The sequence below is a fragment of the Kribbella jejuensis genome, from assembly GCF_006715085.1.
GTDB lineage: Bacteria > Actinomycetota > Actinomycetes > Propionibacteriales > Kribbellaceae > Kribbella > Kribbella jejuensis.
This window is the reverse complement of the sequence record NZ_VFMM01000001.1, coordinates 3,700,455-3,719,315: the sequence shown is the minus strand read 5'-3', so window position 1 is coordinate 3,719,315 and position 18,861 is coordinate 3,700,455. Positions and strand designations below refer to the sequence as shown.

Below are 18,861 nucleotides of genomic sequence, written 5' to 3'. Positions count from 1 at the left end.
CGTTGAAGTGTTCCCGGTCTGCCGGGCGGTGTCCTGATGAGATCAGTATCGAGGTCCACACCGTGCCGGACATCGGACCCCGGGCGGATCCGGTGTGTCCACCCGTGGGTTGATTCTGCCGTCCGCCGGCAGGCGGGTGCATCGGTTGAAACCCTGACCACGACCCCGACGATCCCCCATCCCGCGGGGGAACACATCAGCCGAAAGTCGACGGCCGGCGTACTTCCGGCTATCAGACGTTCGTTCTCAGTCCACCGGTACGCCGTACAGCACCAGGTTGTCGCTGTACCGCCTGGTCTTGTGGTCGAACGGCCCCGTGCAGGTCACGAGTGCCAGCCGGGGCTTCACCGCGCCGTGGAACAGGTCCGCGGGCAGCGCGCTCTGCTTGTACGTACGCCGTGCCACGATCTTGTACCAGTGCACGTCGCCGTCCCCCGCCGTCACCGCGACCTTCTGTCCGATCGGTACGCCGGACAGCGGCGCGAACACCCCGAGCCCGCGCGTCGTGTCCACATGCCCCGCGAGCAACACCGTCCCACCGGCGGCCCCCGGAGCGGCGCCCGCGGCCCACCACCCGACGTCGGCCGACGCCGGTACCTGCAACTGGCCGTCGGCGCTGGTCGCGACCGGCCGTACGGTCGCCTCGAGGTAGCCGGGCAACTTCAGCTTCACCGGCGGTACGGCGGCCTCCCGGTCCGCGACCGCCGTACCGGAGTCCGGCACCTCGCCCGCGTTCTGAACCCGCCCGCCCAGCATCATCACGAGCCCCCCGGCGATCGCCGCGATCCCGATCAGCCGGCGCTTCACCGAGATCGACTTGCCGACCAGGAGCAGGATCACGCCGATCGCGAGCAGGATCAGCGCGGCCCGGGTTTGCGCCTTGGACTTGGCGGCCTGCTGACCACCGTCCCCGGTCGCGACGACCGGAGTGCCGGATCCGGTACGGCACTGGCCCTGCACCATCCGCAGGTCCATCTGGATCACCGGCTTCGCCCCGTCCGCGACCGATTCGACGGCCGGCGAGGCGTTCTTCGGCAGGTCGCCCTCGACGAGCGTCAGGTACTGCTGGTGGGTCTGGCGCTGCAACGCGAGCCAGGCGGCGTCGTATCCGGGCTTCTTTGCCTTGGCCGCGAGCGCGTCGAGCTGCTTGCGCTGCGCCAGCGACGGCACGGTCACCAGCACGATGCCGAACCGGGTCGCGATGTCGAGCTCCTGCGCCGCGAGCTTGCGGTGGTCCCGCTCGAGCTGCGCACCGGCCTTGCGGACGCACGACGTCCGGGCCTGGGTGGTCGCCGCGTGCGCGGCCTCGATGATGGTCAGGTTGAGCTGGTGCGCGGCGTACAGGTACGCCGCGTCGGGCTGCGGCGTCGCCGCACTCGCCGGCTGCATCGTCGCCAGCACCCCGACCAGGACGAGCAGCAGCAAGGCTGGTAGTCGTCGAGGCACCCCTACCTCCCGCGATTGCGTCGTACGACGACAGTAGACGGCGAGCGCGTACCGGGTCCATGCGCAACGGCCCGCCGGTGGGAACCGGCGGGCCGTTGCGGGAGGTACTGCTTACGCGGCTGCCTTGGCCTCCGCCGGGGTGTCGGCGATGACCGACTCACGGCGCTTGGAGACCCAGACCGCGGCGACCAGGATGACCAGCGCGACCAGCGCGATGACGATCCGCAGCGCGGTGTTGGTGTTGTCGCCGATCGCGGACATCCCGACGACGGCCGGAGCGATCAGCACCGAGACCAGGTTCATCACCTTGATCAGCGGGTTGATGGCCGGGCCGGCGGTGTCCTTGAACGGGTCACCGACGGTGTCACCGATGACGGTGGCCTCGTGCGCCGGCGAACCCTTGCCGCCGTGGTTACCGTCCTCGACCAGCTTCTTGGCGTTGTCCCAGGCACCACCGGAGTTGGCCAGGAAGACCGCCATCAGCGTGCCGGCACCGATCGCACCGGCCAGGTAGCCGGCCAGCGCAGCGGCACCGAGGCCGAAGCCGACCGCGATCGGCGCGGTGATCGCGAGCAGACCTGGAGTGGCCAGCTCACGGAGCGAGTCGCGGGTGCAGATGTCGACGACCTTGCCGTACTCCGGCTTGCCCGTGCCCTCCATGATCCCGGGGATGTCGCGGAACTGGCGACGGACCTCGTAGACGACCGCACCGGCGGCGCGGCCGACCGCGTTGATGGCCAGACCGGAGAACATGAACACGACCGCGGCACCGAGGATCAGGCCGACCAGCGTGCCCGGGTTGAACACCAGCGCGTCCGCCTCGAACTTCGCGTAGTTGTCGGCCAGCGCGGACCGGATCGCGTCGGTGTAGGAGCCGAACAGTGCGGTCGCGGCCAGCACGGCCGTCGCGATCGCGATGCCCTTGGTGATCGCCTTGGTGGTGTTGCCGACGGCGTCCAGCTCGGTGAGGATCTGGGCCGCCTCGCCGTCCACGTCACCGGACATCTCGGCGATGCCCTGGGCGTTGTCGGAGACCGGACCGAAGGTGTCCATCGCGACGATGACGCCCACGGTGGTGAGCAGACCGCAACCGGCCAGCGCGATCGCGAACAGCGCCACGATGCCGGAGCCACCGACCAGGAAGGCGCCGTACACGGCCGCCGCGATCACCACGGCGGTGTAGACGGCGGACTCGAAGCCGACCGAGATACCGGACAGGATCACGGTCGCGGCGCCGGTCAGCGAGGTCTTGCCGACGTCCTTGACCGGCTTGTCCTCGGTGCCGGTGAAGTAACCGGTCAGCGCCAGGATGATGGCCGCCAGCACGATGCCGATGATCACCGAGACGGTCGCGATCAGCCGCGGGTCGCCGTCGGTGTTCGCGATCGCGGTACCGGCCGCGCCGGTCAGCTCCTTGAAGCTGCCGGGCAGGTAGACGAACGCCGCCACGGCACACAGCACCGCGGAGATGATCGCGGAGAGGTAGAAGGCCCGGTTGATCGTGCGCAGACCGTTCTCGCCGGTCCGCGGGCGGGTCAGGAAGACACCGATGACCGCGGTGATCGCACCGATGGCCGGAACGATCAGCGGGAAGATCAGGCCCTGCTCGCCGAACGCGGCCTTGCCGAGGATCAGCGAGGCCACCAGCATCACGGCGTACGACTCGAACAGGTCGGCGGCCATACCGGCGCAGTCACCGACGTTGTCACCGACGTTGTCGGCGATCGTCGCGGCGTTCCGCGGGTCGTCCTCGGGGATGTTCTGCTCGACCTTGCCGACCAGGTCCGCGCCGACGTCGGCGGCCTTGGTGAAGATACCGCCGCCGACCCGCATGAACATCGCGAGCATCGCGGCGCCGAAGCCGAAGCCTTCGAGCACGGTCGGGGCGTCACCCTTGAAGAGCAGCACCACCAGCGCGGCGCCGAACAGGCCGAGGCCCACGGTCGCCATGCCGACTGTTCCACCGGTCCGGAACGCGACCCGCATCGCTGGGTCGCGGCCCTCGGACCTGGCCGCCGCGGCGACCCGGACGTTGGCCCGCGTCGCGAGCCACATGCCCAGGTAGCCGATCGTGGCGGAGAAGCCCGCGCCGACCAGGAAGAAGACCGAGCGGAAGATCTTCAGCGTGGTCTCGTTGCCGCCGTCGGTGTGCGCGGGCAGCAGGAACAGCAGCAGGAACGCGACCACGGCGAAGATCGAGAGCGTCCGGAACTGCCGGTTCAGGTACGCCGAGGCGCCTTCCTGGACCGCGGCGGCGATCGTCTTCATGTTCTCGGTGCCATCGTTCGCGGCAAGCACCTGGCCCCGGAAGACCATCGCAATGGCGACCGCGAGGATCGCGATCACTCCGACGACGATCACCAGTGTGGTGTTGCTCGACGAAAGATCCACCGCTTGTGCAGCAAGCAGCGCGGACATCCGTCCTCCTTGTAGGCAACCCATGCAGGTCTGACGGCCCCCGTCTGCCGCAACCGTAGGGTTGGGGAAATACGACACAGCGCCAGGGACTGGCGCGGTGGGTTACTCTAACGGGTTCCCGACCAGACCTGACGACAGGGTGGTCTACGCCATACCTGACCGGAACGGCAACCCCTGTGCCGGAACCCGGGCGGGACCGTCACCAAACGTAGTACCGGAGTCACATTTTCGCTTGCGTGCCACGGGTCAGATCGCGGATGCGACGTCCGGGTGGATGTCGAACACCTTGGTCAGGCCGGTGATCCGGAAGATCTTCAGCAGCCGTTCCTGAGTACAGACCAGGGACAGGGATCCGTCATGGGTGCGCACCCGTTTCAGCCCGCCGACGAGGACGCCGAGGCCGGTGGAGTCCAGGAACTCCACGCGTTCCAGGTCGATCACGAGGTCGTAGACCCCGTCGTCGACGAGTGCGGCGATCTTCTCGCGGAGCTTCGGTGCGGTGTAGACGTCGATCTCCCCCGCGACCTCGATGACGGTCCGCCCGCCCTCGGCGCGCGCGGTCAGCGACAGATCCACTTCGGCCTCCGATTCCCGTCCTGTGCCACATCGTTCACTCGCGTGCGCTCGTGAACTGGTGCATTCAACCATGTACGGACCGTGAGTGAGACCCGTCACCGAAAACTCTTTCATCTCGGCCCGGGGAAGTCGATTCCCGTCCGGAAAAAGCCCTGTGGATCGGAACGTGCATTCTCAGCTCACACTCAGCGAACAGCTGTCCGTACCGGCGACTAGGCTCCCGGTATGCGCGAGGCGGCAGCTGTTCTGAAGAGCCTGGCCGCCGGTCGGGACGACCGGTTGACGCATGTCGAGTCCGTCCCGCCCCGGCTCGGCCAGACCTGCGAGTGGCCACGCTGGGTGCCGCCCGAGGTTCTCGGCCAGTTGCGGGACGCCGGTATCACGGCCCCCTGGACCCACCAGGTCGCGACGGCCGAGGCAGCGTACGGCGGGAGGCACGTGGTCGTCGCCACCGGTACGGCATCCGGCAAGTCGCTGGGGTACCTACTACCTGCTTTCGCCACGCTCAGCATCGCCCAGGCCGCGTCACCGCACCGGCGGACCGCCTCGGTGCTCTACCTGTCGCCGACAAAGGCCCTGGCGCACGACCAGCTCCGTGCGGTCTCGTCGTACACCGTGCCCGGGCTGCGCGCGACGACGCTCGACGGCGACTCGGAGCTGACCGAGCGGGACTGGGCGCGCGACTACGCGACGTACGTACTCAGCAATCCGGACATGCTGCACCGCTCCGTCCTGCCGAACCATCAGCGCTGGGCCCGGTTCCTGGGCTGCCTGCAGTACGTCGTGGTCGACGAGTGCCACCACTACCGCGGTGTGTTCGGCGCGCACGTGGCCGGCGTACTACGGCGGCTCCGGCGGGTCTGCGCACAGTACGGCGCTCATCCGATCTTCGTCTGCGCCTCCGCGACCGTGGCAGAGCCCGCGCTGTCCGGAGAACGCCTGACCGGGCTGCCGATGGAGGAGGTCGTCGCGGACGGCTCTCCTCGTGGCGGCATCGCCTTCGGCCTGTGGGAGCCGCCGCTGACCTCCCTGCGCGGCGAGAACGGCGCTCCGGTACGCCGCTCCGCCACGGCCGAAGTGGCGGACCTGCTGACCGACCTGGTGGTCTCAGGCGTCCGCACGGTCGCCTTCGTCCGGTCCCGGCGTGGTGCCGAGACAGTGGCCATGACGGCCCGGGAGAACCTGGCCGAGGTCGACCCCGCACTGACCGACCAGGTGTCGGCGTACCGGGCCGGGTACCTCCCTGAGGAGCGCAGACGGCTCGAGGGGATGCTGCAGAGCGGGGAGCTCACCGGAGTCGCGGCGACGAACGCCCTCGAGCTGGGCATCGACATCGCCGGGCTGGACGCCGTACTGCTCTCTGGTTGGCCTGGGACGCGGGCGTCGCTCTGGCAGCAGGCGGGACGGGCCGGCCGGGCCGGTGGGGACGCGGTGGCGCTGCTGATCGCGCGGGACGACCCCCTTGACACGTACTTGGTGCGGCATCCGGCAGCGATCTTCGGGCGGCCTGTCGAGGCGACGGTGTTCAACCCCGAGAACCCGTACGTCCTCGGTCCTCAGTTGTGCGCGGCGGCACAGGAGCTGCCGCTGACCGCGGACGACTTCGAGATCTTCGGCGCCACCACCGAGTCCGTCATCGCGCAGCTGGTGCGGCAGGGGCTCTTGCGGGAGCGTCCGCACGGCTGGTTCTGGACGCGGCGGGAACGGGCCGTCGACGCGATCGACATCCGGTCCGCCGGCGGGAAGACCGTGCAGATCGTGGAGGACCGCACCGGCCGCCTGCTCGGTACGGTCGACGGCGGGTCGGCGCACTCCTCGGTCCACGAGGGCGCGGTCTACGTGCACGCCGGCGAGTCGTACCTGGTGCGCTCGCTGGACCTCGAGGAGCACGCCGCCGTGGTCGAGCAGGCCTCGCCGGACTACACGACGTTCGCCCGGGACGTCACCGAGATCGGCATCCTCGCCACCGAGGAGACCTGCACCTGGGGCACGGCGGAGCTGTCCCGCGGCTGGGTCCAGGTGACGAGCCAGGTCATCTCGTACCAGCGCAAGCTGATCGCGACCGGCGACGTACTCGACGAGCAGCCGCTGGACCTGCCGGCGCGGACACTGCGGACCAAGGCGGTCTGGTGGACGATGCCGGACAGCGTGGTCGAGTCGCTCGGGCTGGCCGACGTACCGGGCGCCGCGCACGCCGCTGAGCACGCGTCGATCGGGCTGCTGCCGCTGTTCGCCACCTGCGACCGCTGGGACATCGGCGGTGTGTCCACCGCGCGGCACGCCGACACCGGCCGGCTGACGGTCTTCGTGTACGACGGCCACCCGGGCGGCGCGGGCTTCGCCGAACACGGGTACGTCGCCGCGCGTGAGTGGTTGACCGCGACACGTGAGGCGATTGCACACTGTGAATGCACCGATGGCTGCCCGTCGTGCGTACAGTCACCGAAGTGTGGGAACCAGAACAACCCACTGGACAAGAGCGGCGCGGTGGCGCTGCTCACCGCATTACTCAGTAGTGAGGCCTGAAGTGCCGGCGTAGGCCGGCGGAGAGGCGGGTCGTCATGGCCGTTCTCGGAATTGTCCTGATCGCCTTGGCGGTGCTGTTCGGACTCGGCGTCTCGGTGACATCGAGCGCGTCCACCAAGCTCGAGGTGTTCGGCGTCGACTTCGGCGTCTCGGTGCCGACGGTCTTCTTCCTCGGCGCGCTGGCCGGCGCCGCATTGATCGCCGGTCTCTGGCTGCTGAAGAAGGGCCTCGGCCGCGGCTGGCGCCGGCGCAAGGAACTGCGCGAACTGCGCAACCAGGCGGCAGTCACGTCCGGTAACACCGTCGGGGGCGAGATCACGGAGAGTGATTCCACCGACGGTGCCGTCGACACCACGCCCGAGACGCCCGCGGACGAACGCCTGGCAACCGAGCAGGAACTCGCCCCGGATCCGAGGGACACCAAACAGCCGCACTGACAATCCGTTGCCTATGGCATCTTCCAGTGCAGGTGGACGGATTCCTTCGGATTGCCGTAACATCTCGAACAGCTCACAACCACAGAACAGCGACCTCCCAGCCGGATATCGATGCCTTGCGCAACGATATCCGGCTGGCAGTTTGTTGCCATTGGCATCAAGTTTCGCGAGATCGGCATAACCCCCGCGGCCGGACCTGTGCATTACTTGTTGTGGCGTCAACGTCGCGCTGAGTCACTGCCGGCGTTATCGGCTCTCGCACGGGGTCCCGACGACCTGACGCCGAGTGATAGCACGACCTCTGGAGGTTGTCTTGATCATCCGTAAGCTGTTCAGCCGCACCGGCGTGGTGGTACTCGCGGTCAGCGTCGCCATCGCCACGGCCATCCCGGCCCAGGCCGCGAACCCGGCACCCAGCGGTTCACAGGCTCCGGGCGTGACGGTGGGCGTGGCCCAGCAGATCGCCACCCGTTCCGACACCCGCTACTGCCTGACGTTCGTCGCGGCCGACAAGGTCCCGATGGCGGTCATGATGGCGTGTGCCCCAGGTAAGGAGGGCAAGACCCAGGAGTGGATCTACACCGAGTCCGGACAGTTGCAGGTCGCGATGAGCAAGAGCGTCGGTGGCGCCCTTGCGACGACCGGCGCCTGCCTGGACAGCGGAGCGGACCTGGCCAAGGTGCCGGCCGCAGCGCCACTGCTGGTGCTGCCCTGCCGTAGCGGCGACGGGCAGAAGTGGTCCTACGACGAGAACTCCGGCACGTTCGTGAACGCTGCCAGTGGTCTCGCCCTGACGTCGCTGCTTGGCAAGGGGAAGGCCAAGCAGGCGCAACCGACGGGCAGCATGAGCGTCGCCAGTACTCCGATCCAGGCCTGGAGCGGACTTCCGGTCCCGAGCCTGGACATCCTGGGCGCCGTACTCGCCCTGGTGAACGCACTGCTGGCATCGCTGGGCCTGGCCCTGCCGCTGCCGATCGCGGGAGCGGCCGCCAGCCTGCTGTCGCTGCTCCGGCCACAGCTGCCGATCCCGGCTCAGATCACCGTGCTACCGAAGCAGATGATGCAACTGGCCCAGAGCTGAGGTTCAAGGCCCCCGAGCCAACAAGAGGCGGCCGGCCCCGACATCGTCGGGGCCGGCCGTTTTCTTCTCCTGTCGGGGGCGGCGCTCGGGAAGCGAGCCCGGTATGCCCGCTGCTTGCGCGTCAGCGGGAGCCCGGTGCCGTCACCGCCCTGGCCGTCACCACCAGCACCAGCAACCCAGCAGGTCGTCGACCAGGCAAGCAAGTCCGTGGAGAAGTCTCACGTCGTTTCACCTCCGATCCACAGAATCGAACGGCAAAACGGTAGCTCCACTGCTTACCCTGTGTATCTACTCAACTACCTGTTGCCACAGAACCTTGAGGGAGCTTTAACCCTTCCGCAATCCGTCCCGTGGGATCCCGGCTTGACAGCCCACCGGTGGTTGCCCCAGGCACCAGGTAAACGTTTGATCCGTCGTTGGGAAAAAGTCTTCACATAGTCGCCGGACAATGCCAATGTTTGACGGGCACTGTCGCTGGACCACTTTGCAAGGAGCCCTGATGCGATCTCTCTCGCGATTGACGACGGCCGGCGTGCTCGGCGCCGCGGCCCTCGCCCTGCTCACCGGCTGTCTCGGTTCGTCCGGGTCGGGCGACAGCGGCGGCCAGGACGCGAACCGGAACGCCGACGCCAAGAAGGTCGAACTGACCTTTGGTTCGAACTCGGTCAAGGGCGGCAAGAGCAGCGCCGGCGCGACCTTCATCTCCGATGTGCTGATCCCGAAGTTCGTCGCCGAGCAGAAGGGCAAGGGCGTCGACGTCACCGTCAAGTTCCAGGGTGACGGCTCCGACGACGAGGTCTACAAGCAGAAGCTGTCCCTGGACCTGTCGAACAAGTCCGGCCCGGACCTGTTCCAGATCGACGGCATCTGGGTCGGCGAGTTCGCCCAGGCGAACTACATCAAGCCGCTCACCGACACGGTGGGAGATGCCGCGAAGGTGGACGACTGGGACGGCTGGAAGCAGATCCCGGACGCGGTGCAGGCGCTCGGCAGCTACAACGGCAAGCGGTACGGCGTACCCGGTGGTACCGACGGCCGCGTGCTGTACTTCAACAAGAAGCTGTTCTCGCAGGCCGGCCTGCCCGCCGACTGGCAGCCGAAGTCCTGGGACGACATCATCTCCGCTGGTCAGGCGCTGAAGAAGATCTCCGGCGTGACGCCGATCCAGATCAACGCCGGTACCGCGATGGGCGAGGCGACCACCATGCAGGGCGTGCTGCCGCTGCTCGTCGGCACGGGCGCCACCATCAACTCCGACGGCAAGTGGCTCGGCAACACCTCGCAACTGCGCCAGGTGCTGGACTTCTACCACCAGATCTACTCGACCGGCCTCGGTGACCCGGTGCTCCAGAAGGAGGCCAAGGGCCGGGACAAGTCGTTCGCCGAGTTCGCCGCGAACAAGATCGGCATCCTGCTCGAAGGCGACTACTTCTGGCGCAGCGTGGTGGAGCCCAAGGAAGGCGTCGCGAAGATGCCCGACCGCGACACCGCGGTGGGTTACGCCCTGATCCCGGCGATGAAGCCGGGCGCCGGGGTGAAGGGCCAGGACTTCGTCTCGATGTCGGGTGGCGGCGCGACCGTGATCAACCCGAACACCAAGTTCCCGCAGCAGGCTTGGGAGTTCCTGCAGTTCATGAACTCCGCCGAGATGGTCAAGGAGTCGCTGGCCGGCGCCGCGAAGATCACCCAGCGGTCCGACGTGAACAGCGAAGTACTGAAGAACGACCCGATGCTGAGCTTCGTCGCCGGCAAGGTGCTGCCGATCACGCAGTACCGTCCGGGTCTGGCCGAGTACCCGAAGATCTCGGCGGCGCTGCAGCAGGCGACCGCGGACGTGGTCGCGGGCAAGAGCACCGACGCGGCGGCCGCGGCGTACCAGAAGGCCGTGGAGGCTGCCGCGGGCGGCAAGGACAAGGTCACCAGTAACTGATGACTTCCGCTTCCGCACCTCCCGTGCCCGCCGAGCCGGCGCCGGGACGTGGACCGGGCGGCGGCCGAGGACCCGCACGCGATGTTGCGGGCCTCGGCGTCGGCCGCGCGCTCGGCTTCATCGCGCCCGCGCTGCTGCTGATCGGCGCGTTCCTGATCTTCCCCGCGCTCTGGACCATCTACATCGGCATCACCAACTACCGGCTGACCGGCGTCGAGGCCGTGTCACCGTCGATGGTCGGTCTGTCGAACTACACCCGCGCGCTGAACGACGCGCTGTTCCACAACGCGTTGTGGCTGACGCTGCTGTTCGTCCTCGGCTCGGCGATCATCGGGCAGAACGTCCTCGGCTTCACGCTGGCCTGGATACTGCGACGTGCACGCCCGGCGGTACGCCGTACCGTCGAGGCCCTCACGCTGCTCGCGTGGATCCTGCCGTCGACCGTGGTCGCGTATCTGTGGGTCGCGTTCTACGACCGTGACGGCGGCACGCTGAACAGCTTGTTGGGTACGCCGGGTACCGCCTGGCTGATCGACCACCCGATGCTGTGCCTCGTCGTGTTCAACACGTGGCGCGGTACGGCGTTCTCGATGATGCTGTACTCGTCCGCGCTGCAGGCCGTACCGCCGTCGCAACTGGAGTCGGCGCGGATGGTCGGGGCCTCGGGCTGGCAGACGCTGCGTGACGTGGTGTTTCCGCACATTCGCGGGCACGTACTGACGAACACGCTGCTGATCTCGCTGTGGACCGCGAACGACTTCTCGCCGTTCCTGCTCACCAAGGGCGGGCCGAACCACGCGTCCGAGACCGTGCCGGTCTACATCTACAACGTGGCGCTGCAGGGCGGTGAGCTCGGGTACTCGTCGGCCATCTCGTTCCTGCTGTTGCTGGCCAACCTACTGGTGTCCCTGGTGTACCTGCGGCTGCTGCGGAGGCGCTCATGACGACGTCCTTTGTGCTGCGCCGGATCGGCTTCTATGTTCTGATCTGCGCGATCACGCTGTTCTTCGCCGTACCGATGCTGTGGATCGCCTCGGCGCCGTTCGACGCTTCACCCGGTCTGGGTGTGCAGTGGCCGGACTGGACGCTGGAGAACTTCCGCAGGACGCTCGCCCATCCGTACGCGATGCACTCGATGGTCAACTCCCTGCTGATCTGTGTCACGACAGCTGTCGCGGTGACGGCCTTCGCGGCGCTGGCCTCGTACGCGCTGTCACGGGTGCGGATACCGGGGCGGGACGCGCTGCTCTACGGGTTGCTGCTGTTGTCGTCGGTGGTCACCGGTACCGCCGCGATGGTGCCGATCTTCGTGATGATGTTCCAGCTCGGGCTGATCGACTCGCGGTTCGGCGTCGCGCTGGTGATGACCGGCGGGTTGTTGCCAGCGGCAATCTTCATTCTGAAGGACTTCGTCGACGCGGTGCCGAAGTCGTACGAGGAGTCGGCGCGGGTGTTCGGCGCGTCCACGCTGCAGATCCTGCGGGACGTCGTACTCCCGGTCGCGCGTCCCGGCCTGGCCACCATCATGGTCTGGGCGTTCGTCAACTCCTGGGGCAACTTCCTGGTGCCCTTCCTGCTCATCCGGTCGATCGACAAGCAGCCCGGTGCGGTGCTGATGCAGACCCTCACCGACGAAGGCGGCAGCGTGAACCTGCAGGTGCTGCCGGTGTTCTCGCTGCTGTTCTCGATCCCGGTCGTCGTGCTGTACCTGCTGGTGAACTCGCGGTACGGGTTCCGTTTCCACGGAGGGATCAAGAGCTGATGTCTGTCCACGAAAGGATGGGTTGCTGATGGCGGGCATCGACATCGAAGGCCTCGCGACCGTCTACCCCAACGGCGTCCGCGCCGTCGACGGGCTGGACCTGCACGTGGCCGACGGCGAGTTCTTCGCCCTGCTCGGACCGTCCGGTTGCGGCAAGACCACGCTGCTGCGGACGATCGCCGGCCTGGAGACGGCGTCTTCCGGCAGCATCCGGATCGACGCTGCCGACGTCACCCGGACGGAGCCGGGCAAGCGCGGGGTGGCGATGGTCTTCCAGGACTACGCGCTCTTCCCGCACATGAACGTCTCCGAGAACATCACGTACCCCCTGAAGGTACGGCGAGTTGCCCCGGCCACTCGCGCTTCTGTCGCGTCTCGTACTGCCGGAGAGCTGTCGTTGGACGGCCTGCTCGAACGCAAGCCCGGCCAGCTTTCCGGTGGGCAGCAGCAGCGGGTCGCGCTGGCTCGTGCGATCGCCTCTGAGGGCAAGGTGCTCCTGCTCGACGAGCCGTTGTCGAACCTCGACGCGCGGTTGCGGCTGGAGGCGCGTACGTTCCTGAAGAAGTTGCAGCGCGACCTGGGGATCACGACGGTGTTCGTCACGCACGACCAGGCCGAGGCGCTGGCGCTCGCCGATCGGATCGCGGTCATGCAGTCCGGCAAGCTGCGTCAACTGGGTTCGCCCCGGGAGGTCTTCGCCTGGCCGGCCAACACCTTCGTGGCGAACTTCATCGGCTCGACGCCGATGAATCTGCTCCCTGGACAGCTGACCTCCGCGTCCGCGGACGGATCGGACGGTGTCGGGATCGTGACGGTCGCGGGTGGATCGTTGCCCGCGACAACCGCCTCGGTGCCTGCTGGGGCCGAGGTAACGGTCGGCATCCGGCCCGAGTACCTGACCCTCACCCCCAACGACGCCGCCGGACCCGCACTGCGAGGCACCGTCGTCGTCGCGGAGAACCTGGGCACCCAGTCCTTGGTGACAGTGGACTGCGACGGCACCCTGGTAGGCGTCACCGTACCCGAGGAGGAAGAACCTGCTCCTGGCGCCGCTGTGACCCTCACCGCGCCCGCCGGCCGGGTGCTCCTGTACGACCGCGAGTCAGGCGAACTCCTGTCCCGCGAACCGGCCACCGTTTCCTGACGCACCTGCTTTCGTCGAGACAGTTGGAGACTTAACTGATGGCAGTCACGTCCTACCGTCGGCGCTGGACGCTCGACGATCGTGCTGAGTCCGTCTGGCACTCGCTGCCTGTGGACATCCCGGCGGACTGCCCCGGTCTCCTCGTCACACTGACCGTTCCTCCGGTCGACGGGACGGTCATCGACATCGGCTGCGATGGCGCTTCCGGGTGGCGCGGCTGGTCCGGCGGCGCACGCCGTACCTTCGCGATCACCCCCGACGCGGCCACGCCCGGCTATGTTCCCGGCGAACTCGAACCCGGTACTTGGTGGATCGTCCTCGGTCTGCACCGAGTACCCGTCGAAGGTGTCGAGCTTCTCGTCGAAGCCGTCACTGGCCCGGTTGACACGGTCCCCGGGCTGCAGGAGTACGTCGACGAAACGGCTGCGATCGCCGTACCTCCGCGGCCACCTCGTCGTACCCTCCCTGCGTCCAGCGGGTTGAAGTGGATCGCCGGCGACTTCCACGCCCACTCGCTGCACTCCGACGGCTCCACCACGATCGCCAACCTCGCGGCGTTGGGCGTCGCCGCGGGCCTCGACGTACTGGCCGTCACCGACCACAACACCGTTGCCCACCACGCCGAACTCCCCGCCCTCAGCGAACGGTTCGGGATCGGCCTGATCCCAGGCCAGGAAGTCACCACCGACGCCGGCCACGCCAACGCGTTCGGCGACATCGGTTTCATCGACTTCCGCCGCCCCGCCGCCACCTGGGTCTCCGAAGTCGCCGACCGCGGCGGCCTACTCTCGATCAACCACCCGCTCGGCGGCGACTGCTCGTGGCGCCACCAACTCCCCGAACACCCACCGCTCGCCGAAATCTGGCACTCCTCGTGGCTGGACCACACCTGGGGCGGCCCGATCGCCTGGTGGCACGCCTGGGGCCTCGAACAAACCACCCCCATCGGCGGCAGCGACTGGCACAACCCCACCTCCCTCACCCCACCCGGCACCCCCACCACCTGGATCGCCGTAGACGCCTCCGCCCAAGGCCCCACCGAACTAGCCGCCGCCACCCTAGAAGCCCTAGCAGCCGGCCGAACCGCCCTCTCCTGGTCCTACGAGGCCCCCGTCCTGGTCCGCACCAACAACGAACTAATCGCCCTAAACGCCCCCAACACCCTGGTAATCACCCCGGACGGCACCCGCCACCCCATCACCACCCCCCAACACCACCTCCCGGCCACCCCAGGCCCCCACCTCCTGATAACCCACACCGGCCAATTCCTCTCAACCTGCGCCTAACCACACCCCCCGCGCCCCCAGCATCCACCCAACCCAAGCCTTCACCCGGCGCAGCGTTCACGCGGCCCGACGGTTCACCCGATCCGAGGTTCACGCGGCCCCAGCGTTCGCGCGGCCCCAGCGTTCGCGCGGTCCGAGCGTTCACGCGGTCTGACCGTTCACCTGGCCCGAGCACTCACCCGCCCCAAGCATTCACCCAGCCGAGCGTTCGGCACCGCGACAGCACCGAGCTCCTCCAGCACGCCGTGCCCGACACCCGAGAGCACCCCACTCCCGCGCGTCATCCACAACAGGACCCGCTGAGTCCCGGAGCTCGAGGCGGACACGGACCCCCAGCCCTCACCCGACCCCAGCCTTCACGCGACCCCAGCCTTCACTCGACCCAAGCACTCACCCCGCCGAGTTCACGCCGCCCAAGCAATCACCCGACCCGAGCATTCACCCGACCCGAGCATTCACCCAGCCGGGCCTACACGCGGCCACCACGGCACCCTCGCGGTCTTGCCCGGAGCGGTCGCATTCACTCGGCCCGAGCATTCACCCGACCCAGCATTCATCCAGCCGAGCGTTCGGCACTGGGCGCACCGAGCTCCTCCAGCACGCTGTGCCCAGCACCCGACGACACCCCACTCCCACACGTCATCCACAACACGACCCGCTGAGTCCCGGAACTCGAGGCGGACACGCAGTCCGAGCATTCACTCGACCCACGCAGTCACCCGGCCGAGCCTTCACGCCGCCCCAGCAGTCACCCGGCCCCACCATGCGCCCGACAGCAATCACCCGGCCCGAGCAATCACCCGACCCCAGCAATCACCCGGGCCCACCATGCGCCCGACAGCAATCACCCGGCCCGAGCAATCACCCGACCCCAGCAATCACCCGGGCCCACCGTTGGCCTGACCTCACCGATCAACCGACCCCACCTCTCACCCCACCCAAGCGTTCGCGCGGCCGGACTGTTCGGTTGCATCGGGCGTCAATTGGTTGGGCGTTGGGGTAAACCGTCCAACTGGTCAAGGAGCCAGCGCGGACCGGTGGTGCCGGCACCGGTCGGCTCTAGGCGCTGGCGCAGGCCCCGGTCTGCGGTGACCACCGTGACGGCCGGATGATGCGACTGGGCAACTACCTCGGCAGTCACGTCCACGATGGTGTCGTCACCGGAACCCGGTGCGAGCACGACCCGCACCTGGCCCGTGTCAGGCGCGTCCGCCCCCTCCACCGCCCGTCGCGCGGCACCCTCAAGCACCACAATCACGTCAGTATCAGGCAACCGCTCCGCCAACGCAGCAACCCGAACCAACAGCCGCCGAGCCGCCCCCACCCGATCGCGCCACCACCCATCCGGCCGCGCCCCAACCACATTCGCCGCATCCACCACAACCACCCGCCGCCGATCCACCACCCCAGTGTCCTCCACCAGTCCGCCGATGATCCGCCGCAGCAGCCTTGGACAGACGCGTGAGCAGCGCCAGCGGTTCAACAGCCGCCACCGCGCCGGTCTCGACGTACGCACGGCACGCGCGGGCGACCGCCTCAACCGGCGCACTGCGCGGTGTCGACCACGCCGACCAGGCGTTCACCGCACCGAACAGGTCAGCGCCTTCGCGAGTGACCAGGATCCGGACGGGACCACCCTCGCCGCCCCGCGATCGGCTTGCCCGGGCGCCCGGCTCCCACCCCACGCCACCGGCTCACCCACGCACCCCCAGCACACCGCGGCGCCACCACACTCCCACCCAACGCCCAAGGGCTCACCCACGCACCCCGGCACAGCGCAGCGCCACCACACCTCCACCCCACGCGGCCGGCTTACCGCGCATCCCGGCACACCGCAGTGCACACACTCCCACCCATGCCCGCGGGCTCACGCACGCATCCCGGCACGCCGCAGCGCCACCACACTTCCACCCCACGCGGCCGCCTTACCGCGCATCGCGAGCACACCGGGCGCGCCCACGCTCGCACCCCACGCGATCGGCATACCCGGATGCGCCGAGCAACGCCGCGGGAGGACGTCAGGTGCGGAGGTGCTGCGTCCTCTTCGGACCCGGCCCGATCGCCGGTCAGTCCAGCAGCCAGCCGTTTTGTTCGGCTATCTGGACTGCGTCGGAGCGCGTACGGGCGCCGGTCTTGCCGATGGCAGACCAAAGGCGGGTGCGGACCACCCGCTCCGAGACGTCCAGCTTTCGCGCCATCAGTGCGACCGATCCGCCGTTGCGGGCGGCGCGGAGCGTGTCCGTTTCGTCCTCGTTGAGGGGCGTCTCGGAATACCTCAAGTTCTCGGCCGCGAGGTTCGCGTCGACGACCCGCAGGCCGAGGTGCACCCGACGTACCGCATCGGCTAATTGCGGCGCCGGACTCCCCTTCAACGCGAACCCCTTCGCCCCGGCGTCGAGCCCACGCCGCATGTGCACCGGGCGCCCGTACGTCGTGAGCATGACGACCCGGCACTCCGGCATCGACGTACGCAACTCGGTGGTGACGGTGATGCTGTCGTCGCCCGGACCGCCCGCATCCAGCAGCGCGACGTTCGCCCGGTGCCGTTTGGCGGCACCGACCACGTCGTCAGATCTGTTGAGCTCGGCAACGATCTGCAGATCGCGCTCACGCTCCAAACCGCTGCGCAGCAAGCCTCGACTGAGAATCTGGTCATCGACCAGCAGCAGCCGAATCGGGTCGGGCAAGCGAGCCTCCGAGGTAACAGTCCGGGCGCCGGGGAAGTACGTCCGGGAAATGAGCTGTACTCGGTTCCCGATCATGGATCGCTCCCGCAGACGCCGTCCACATCAACGCGGCATCTCTATCAGATTGCGACCAGATCGCGACCACCGCAGTACCCGACCCACGAGATGGTTGACGACGCAGCCTCACACCGGCCCTGCTCGAGCACTCGCGGTCAGCGTCGGACGAGCGATCCGGAGCTCGAGTTCGAGTGACACCTCGACCGTCACTGCGCCGGAAGTGACCTCACAGGAGATGAGCCGAACCCCATTGAGCATCGCCAAACGTGCCGCCGTCGCACATGGTCGCGCCGACGCGATTTGCGCATGCGGAACAGAAGAACGTTCCGACGCACCACCACCGGCGCCCTCCTCACCCCCCGAATCACCACCTGGCCGATCCTCACGGTGATCGGTTAGTTCATCGGTGCCGATCATGGACTGAGCTGCACTGAGTGCGGTCAGGTCCGCGGCGGCCGTGACCTTGTGGCGCCCGGTTGATATTGCCGTCCAGAGCGTCGAGGCGGTGAGAACCGCAAAGAGAAGCGCCGACATAAAAACCACGTGAAGCGTCGCGCTACCTCGTTCAGAACGCACCCGTTTACGGAAGTTCATGCCTACCCGCTTCCGCTTGCAGGCCCGCGGTCAGGACGGCGAGGAGGAGTGCGCGCACGAAGGTGACATACACCGTCGCGCTGGCTCGTTCGGAACGAGCGCGTTTCGCGAAGGTCATGGCGTCTCCGGTTCGGCTTGCAGAGTGGCGGTTGCGGTGAGGTGGGTGGGCGCCATGAGCTTGAGGATCGGCGGGTCGGTGGTGGGCGTGGCTGTCACGGTCACGTGGATGTCAGACTGGTCGCGGGTGATGGTGATCGTCGCCGCGGGTAGGGTGCGGCGGCCGATTGCTTGCGCTTGCTCCACCGAGTCGCCCCGGGCGACAGCACGCGCTACATCGCGGGCGGCATCGATGCAACGGACATTGAGTACGACGAGCCCGATGGACCAGATCCCCAGCACCAGAAGAGAAACCAGCACCGGCAACGCAAGCGCCATCTCAACTGTCACCGCCCCCAACTCACCCCGCCGCCGACGCCGAACCCACCCGACACGGCCCGCGGAACCCACACCACTCGCGCGGACCAACCCGACTGCCGCAGTCGAGCCGGCCGCGCCGTCAGCACGCCCAGCGCGAGCAGCACGATCACCGCAGTCGTCGCGGTCAGCACGGTCAGCGCGAGATGCATGGATCTTTTTGGGCGCGGGGGTGTGTCGCGTTGCCGTCGGCCGGCCGCGGACGGGACGCATGGCATCAATGGGCATAGGTGTCCTTGGGGGTAAGCACGGTCGGCGCACCAACGCAGCTCACATGCTCAGCCCGGGAGGCTGCGCGCGAAGGCGTGCACGAATACGTGGCGGGTGGGCTGGCCTGGCGAGTGGGCACGCCGGCGGGTCGGCTGACGCGGCCGGCCGTGGCACGGCGAGTGGATTGGCATGGCAGCTGGGTTGGCGGGCGAGGTGTGCGTTGGGCGAGAGTG

Annotated in this window: 16 protein-coding genes; 8 read left to right on the top strand and 8 right to left on the bottom strand. The window is 68.1% G+C overall.

The window, feature by feature from the left end; genetic code table 11:
- Positions 1–246 precede the first annotated feature (246 nt).
- The 3 genes from FB475_RS18400 to FB475_RS18390 form a co-directional block, all read right to left on the bottom strand.
- Positions 247–1,446 (bottom strand): DUF4142 domain-containing protein, encoded by a 1,200-nt coding sequence (locus FB475_RS18400; RefSeq protein ID WP_141857457.1) that lies wholly within the window; start codon positions 1,444–1,446, stop codon positions 247–249.
- A 111-nt stretch (positions 1,447–1,557) separates the two neighbouring features.
- Complete coding sequence (locus FB475_RS18395; RefSeq protein WP_141857456.1) at positions 1,558–3,864, bottom strand: sodium-translocating pyrophosphatase; 2,307 nt, start codon at positions 3,862–3,864, stop codon at positions 1,558–1,560.
- Between the two features lie 246 nt (positions 3,865–4,110).
- Entirely contained in the window at positions 4,111–4,440 is a 330-nt protein-coding gene (locus FB475_RS18390; RefSeq protein WP_134106736.1) for an STAS domain-containing protein, read from the bottom strand.
- A gap of 225 nt (positions 4,441–4,665) precedes the next feature.
- On the opposite strand from FB475_RS18390, the gene FB475_RS18385 reads away from it, so the two are divergent.
- The 8 genes from FB475_RS18385 (at position 4,666) to FB475_RS18350 (ending at position 14,606) form a co-directional block, all read left to right on the top strand.
- Positions 4,666–6,966 (top strand): DEAD/DEAH box helicase, encoded by a 2,301-nt coding sequence (locus FB475_RS18385; RefSeq protein WP_141857455.1) that lies wholly within the window; start codon positions 4,666–4,668, stop codon positions 6,964–6,966.
- A 35-nt stretch (positions 6,967–7,001) separates the two neighbouring features.
- On the top strand, positions 7,002–7,403 hold the full coding sequence (locus FB475_RS18380; protein ID WP_141857454.1) for a hypothetical protein: 402 nt from the start codon (positions 7,002–7,004) through the stop codon (positions 7,401–7,403).
- Positions 7,404–7,716: 313 nt separating this feature from the next.
- Positions 7,717–8,484: a ricin-type beta-trefoil lectin domain protein gene (locus FB475_RS18375; protein WP_185759297.1), complete on the top strand. Its 768-nt coding sequence runs from the start codon at positions 7,717–7,719 to the stop codon at positions 8,482–8,484.
- 499 nt (positions 8,485–8,983) lie between these two features.
- On the top strand, positions 8,984–10,414 hold the full coding sequence (locus FB475_RS18370) for an extracellular solute-binding protein (protein WP_141857452.1): 1,431 nt from the start codon (positions 8,984–8,986) through the stop codon (positions 10,412–10,414).
- Positions 10,414–11,358, top strand: coding sequence for a carbohydrate ABC transporter permease (locus tag FB475_RS18365; RefSeq protein ID WP_238332211.1), 945 nt, complete (start codon positions 10,414–10,416; stop codon positions 11,356–11,358). The genes FB475_RS18370 and FB475_RS18365 overlap by 1 nt, the downstream gene beginning before the upstream one ends.
- Positions 11,355–12,176 carry a carbohydrate ABC transporter permease gene (locus tag FB475_RS18360; protein WP_141857451.1) on the top strand — a complete coding sequence of 274 codons (822 nt, stop codon included), beginning with the start codon at positions 11,355–11,357 and terminating at the stop codon, positions 12,174–12,176. The genes FB475_RS18365 and FB475_RS18360 overlap by 4 nt, the downstream gene beginning before the upstream one ends.
- 28 nt (positions 12,177–12,204) lie before the next feature.
- Positions 12,205–13,320, top strand: coding sequence for an ABC transporter ATP-binding protein (locus FB475_RS18355; protein ID WP_141857450.1), 1,116 nt, complete (start codon positions 12,205–12,207; stop codon positions 13,318–13,320).
- 38 nt (positions 13,321–13,358) lie between these two features.
- A complete protein-coding gene (locus tag FB475_RS18350) occupies positions 13,359–14,606 on the top strand; it encodes a CehA/McbA family metallohydrolase (protein WP_141857449.1) in 1,248 nt (415 codons plus the stop codon).
- Positions 14,607–15,585: 979 nt separating this feature from the next.
- Here the strand turns inward: FB475_RS18350 and FB475_RS18345 are convergent.
- The 5 genes from FB475_RS18345 to FB475_RS36835 all read right to left on the bottom strand — a co-directional run bounded on the left by FB475_RS18345 (position 15,586) and on the right by FB475_RS36835 (position 18,570).
- A complete protein-coding gene (locus tag FB475_RS18345) occupies positions 15,586–16,089 on the bottom strand; it encodes a hypothetical protein (protein WP_238332210.1) in 504 nt (167 codons plus the stop codon).
- A 583-nt stretch (positions 16,090–16,672) separates the two neighbouring features.
- Positions 16,673–17,368 (bottom strand): response regulator transcription factor, encoded by a 696-nt coding sequence (locus FB475_RS18340; protein WP_141857448.1) that lies wholly within the window; start codon positions 17,366–17,368, stop codon positions 16,673–16,675.
- A gap of 108 nt (positions 17,369–17,476) precedes the next feature.
- On the bottom strand, positions 17,477–17,944 hold the full coding sequence (locus FB475_RS18335; protein ID WP_141857447.1) for an Rv3654c family TadE-like protein: 468 nt from the start codon (positions 17,942–17,944) through the stop codon (positions 17,477–17,479).
- A gap of 114 nt (positions 17,945–18,058) precedes the next feature.
- Positions 18,059–18,391, bottom strand: a complete 333-nt coding sequence (locus FB475_RS36840) for a TadE family type IV pilus minor pilin (protein ID WP_185759296.1) — start codon at positions 18,389–18,391, stop codon at positions 18,059–18,061.
- Entirely contained in the window at positions 18,388–18,570 is a 183-nt protein-coding gene (locus tag FB475_RS36835; RefSeq protein ID WP_185759295.1) for a hypothetical protein, read from the bottom strand. Before FB475_RS36835 ends, FB475_RS36840 begins: the two co-directional genes overlap by 4 nt.
- Between the last annotated feature and the right edge of the window lie 291 nt (positions 18,571–18,861).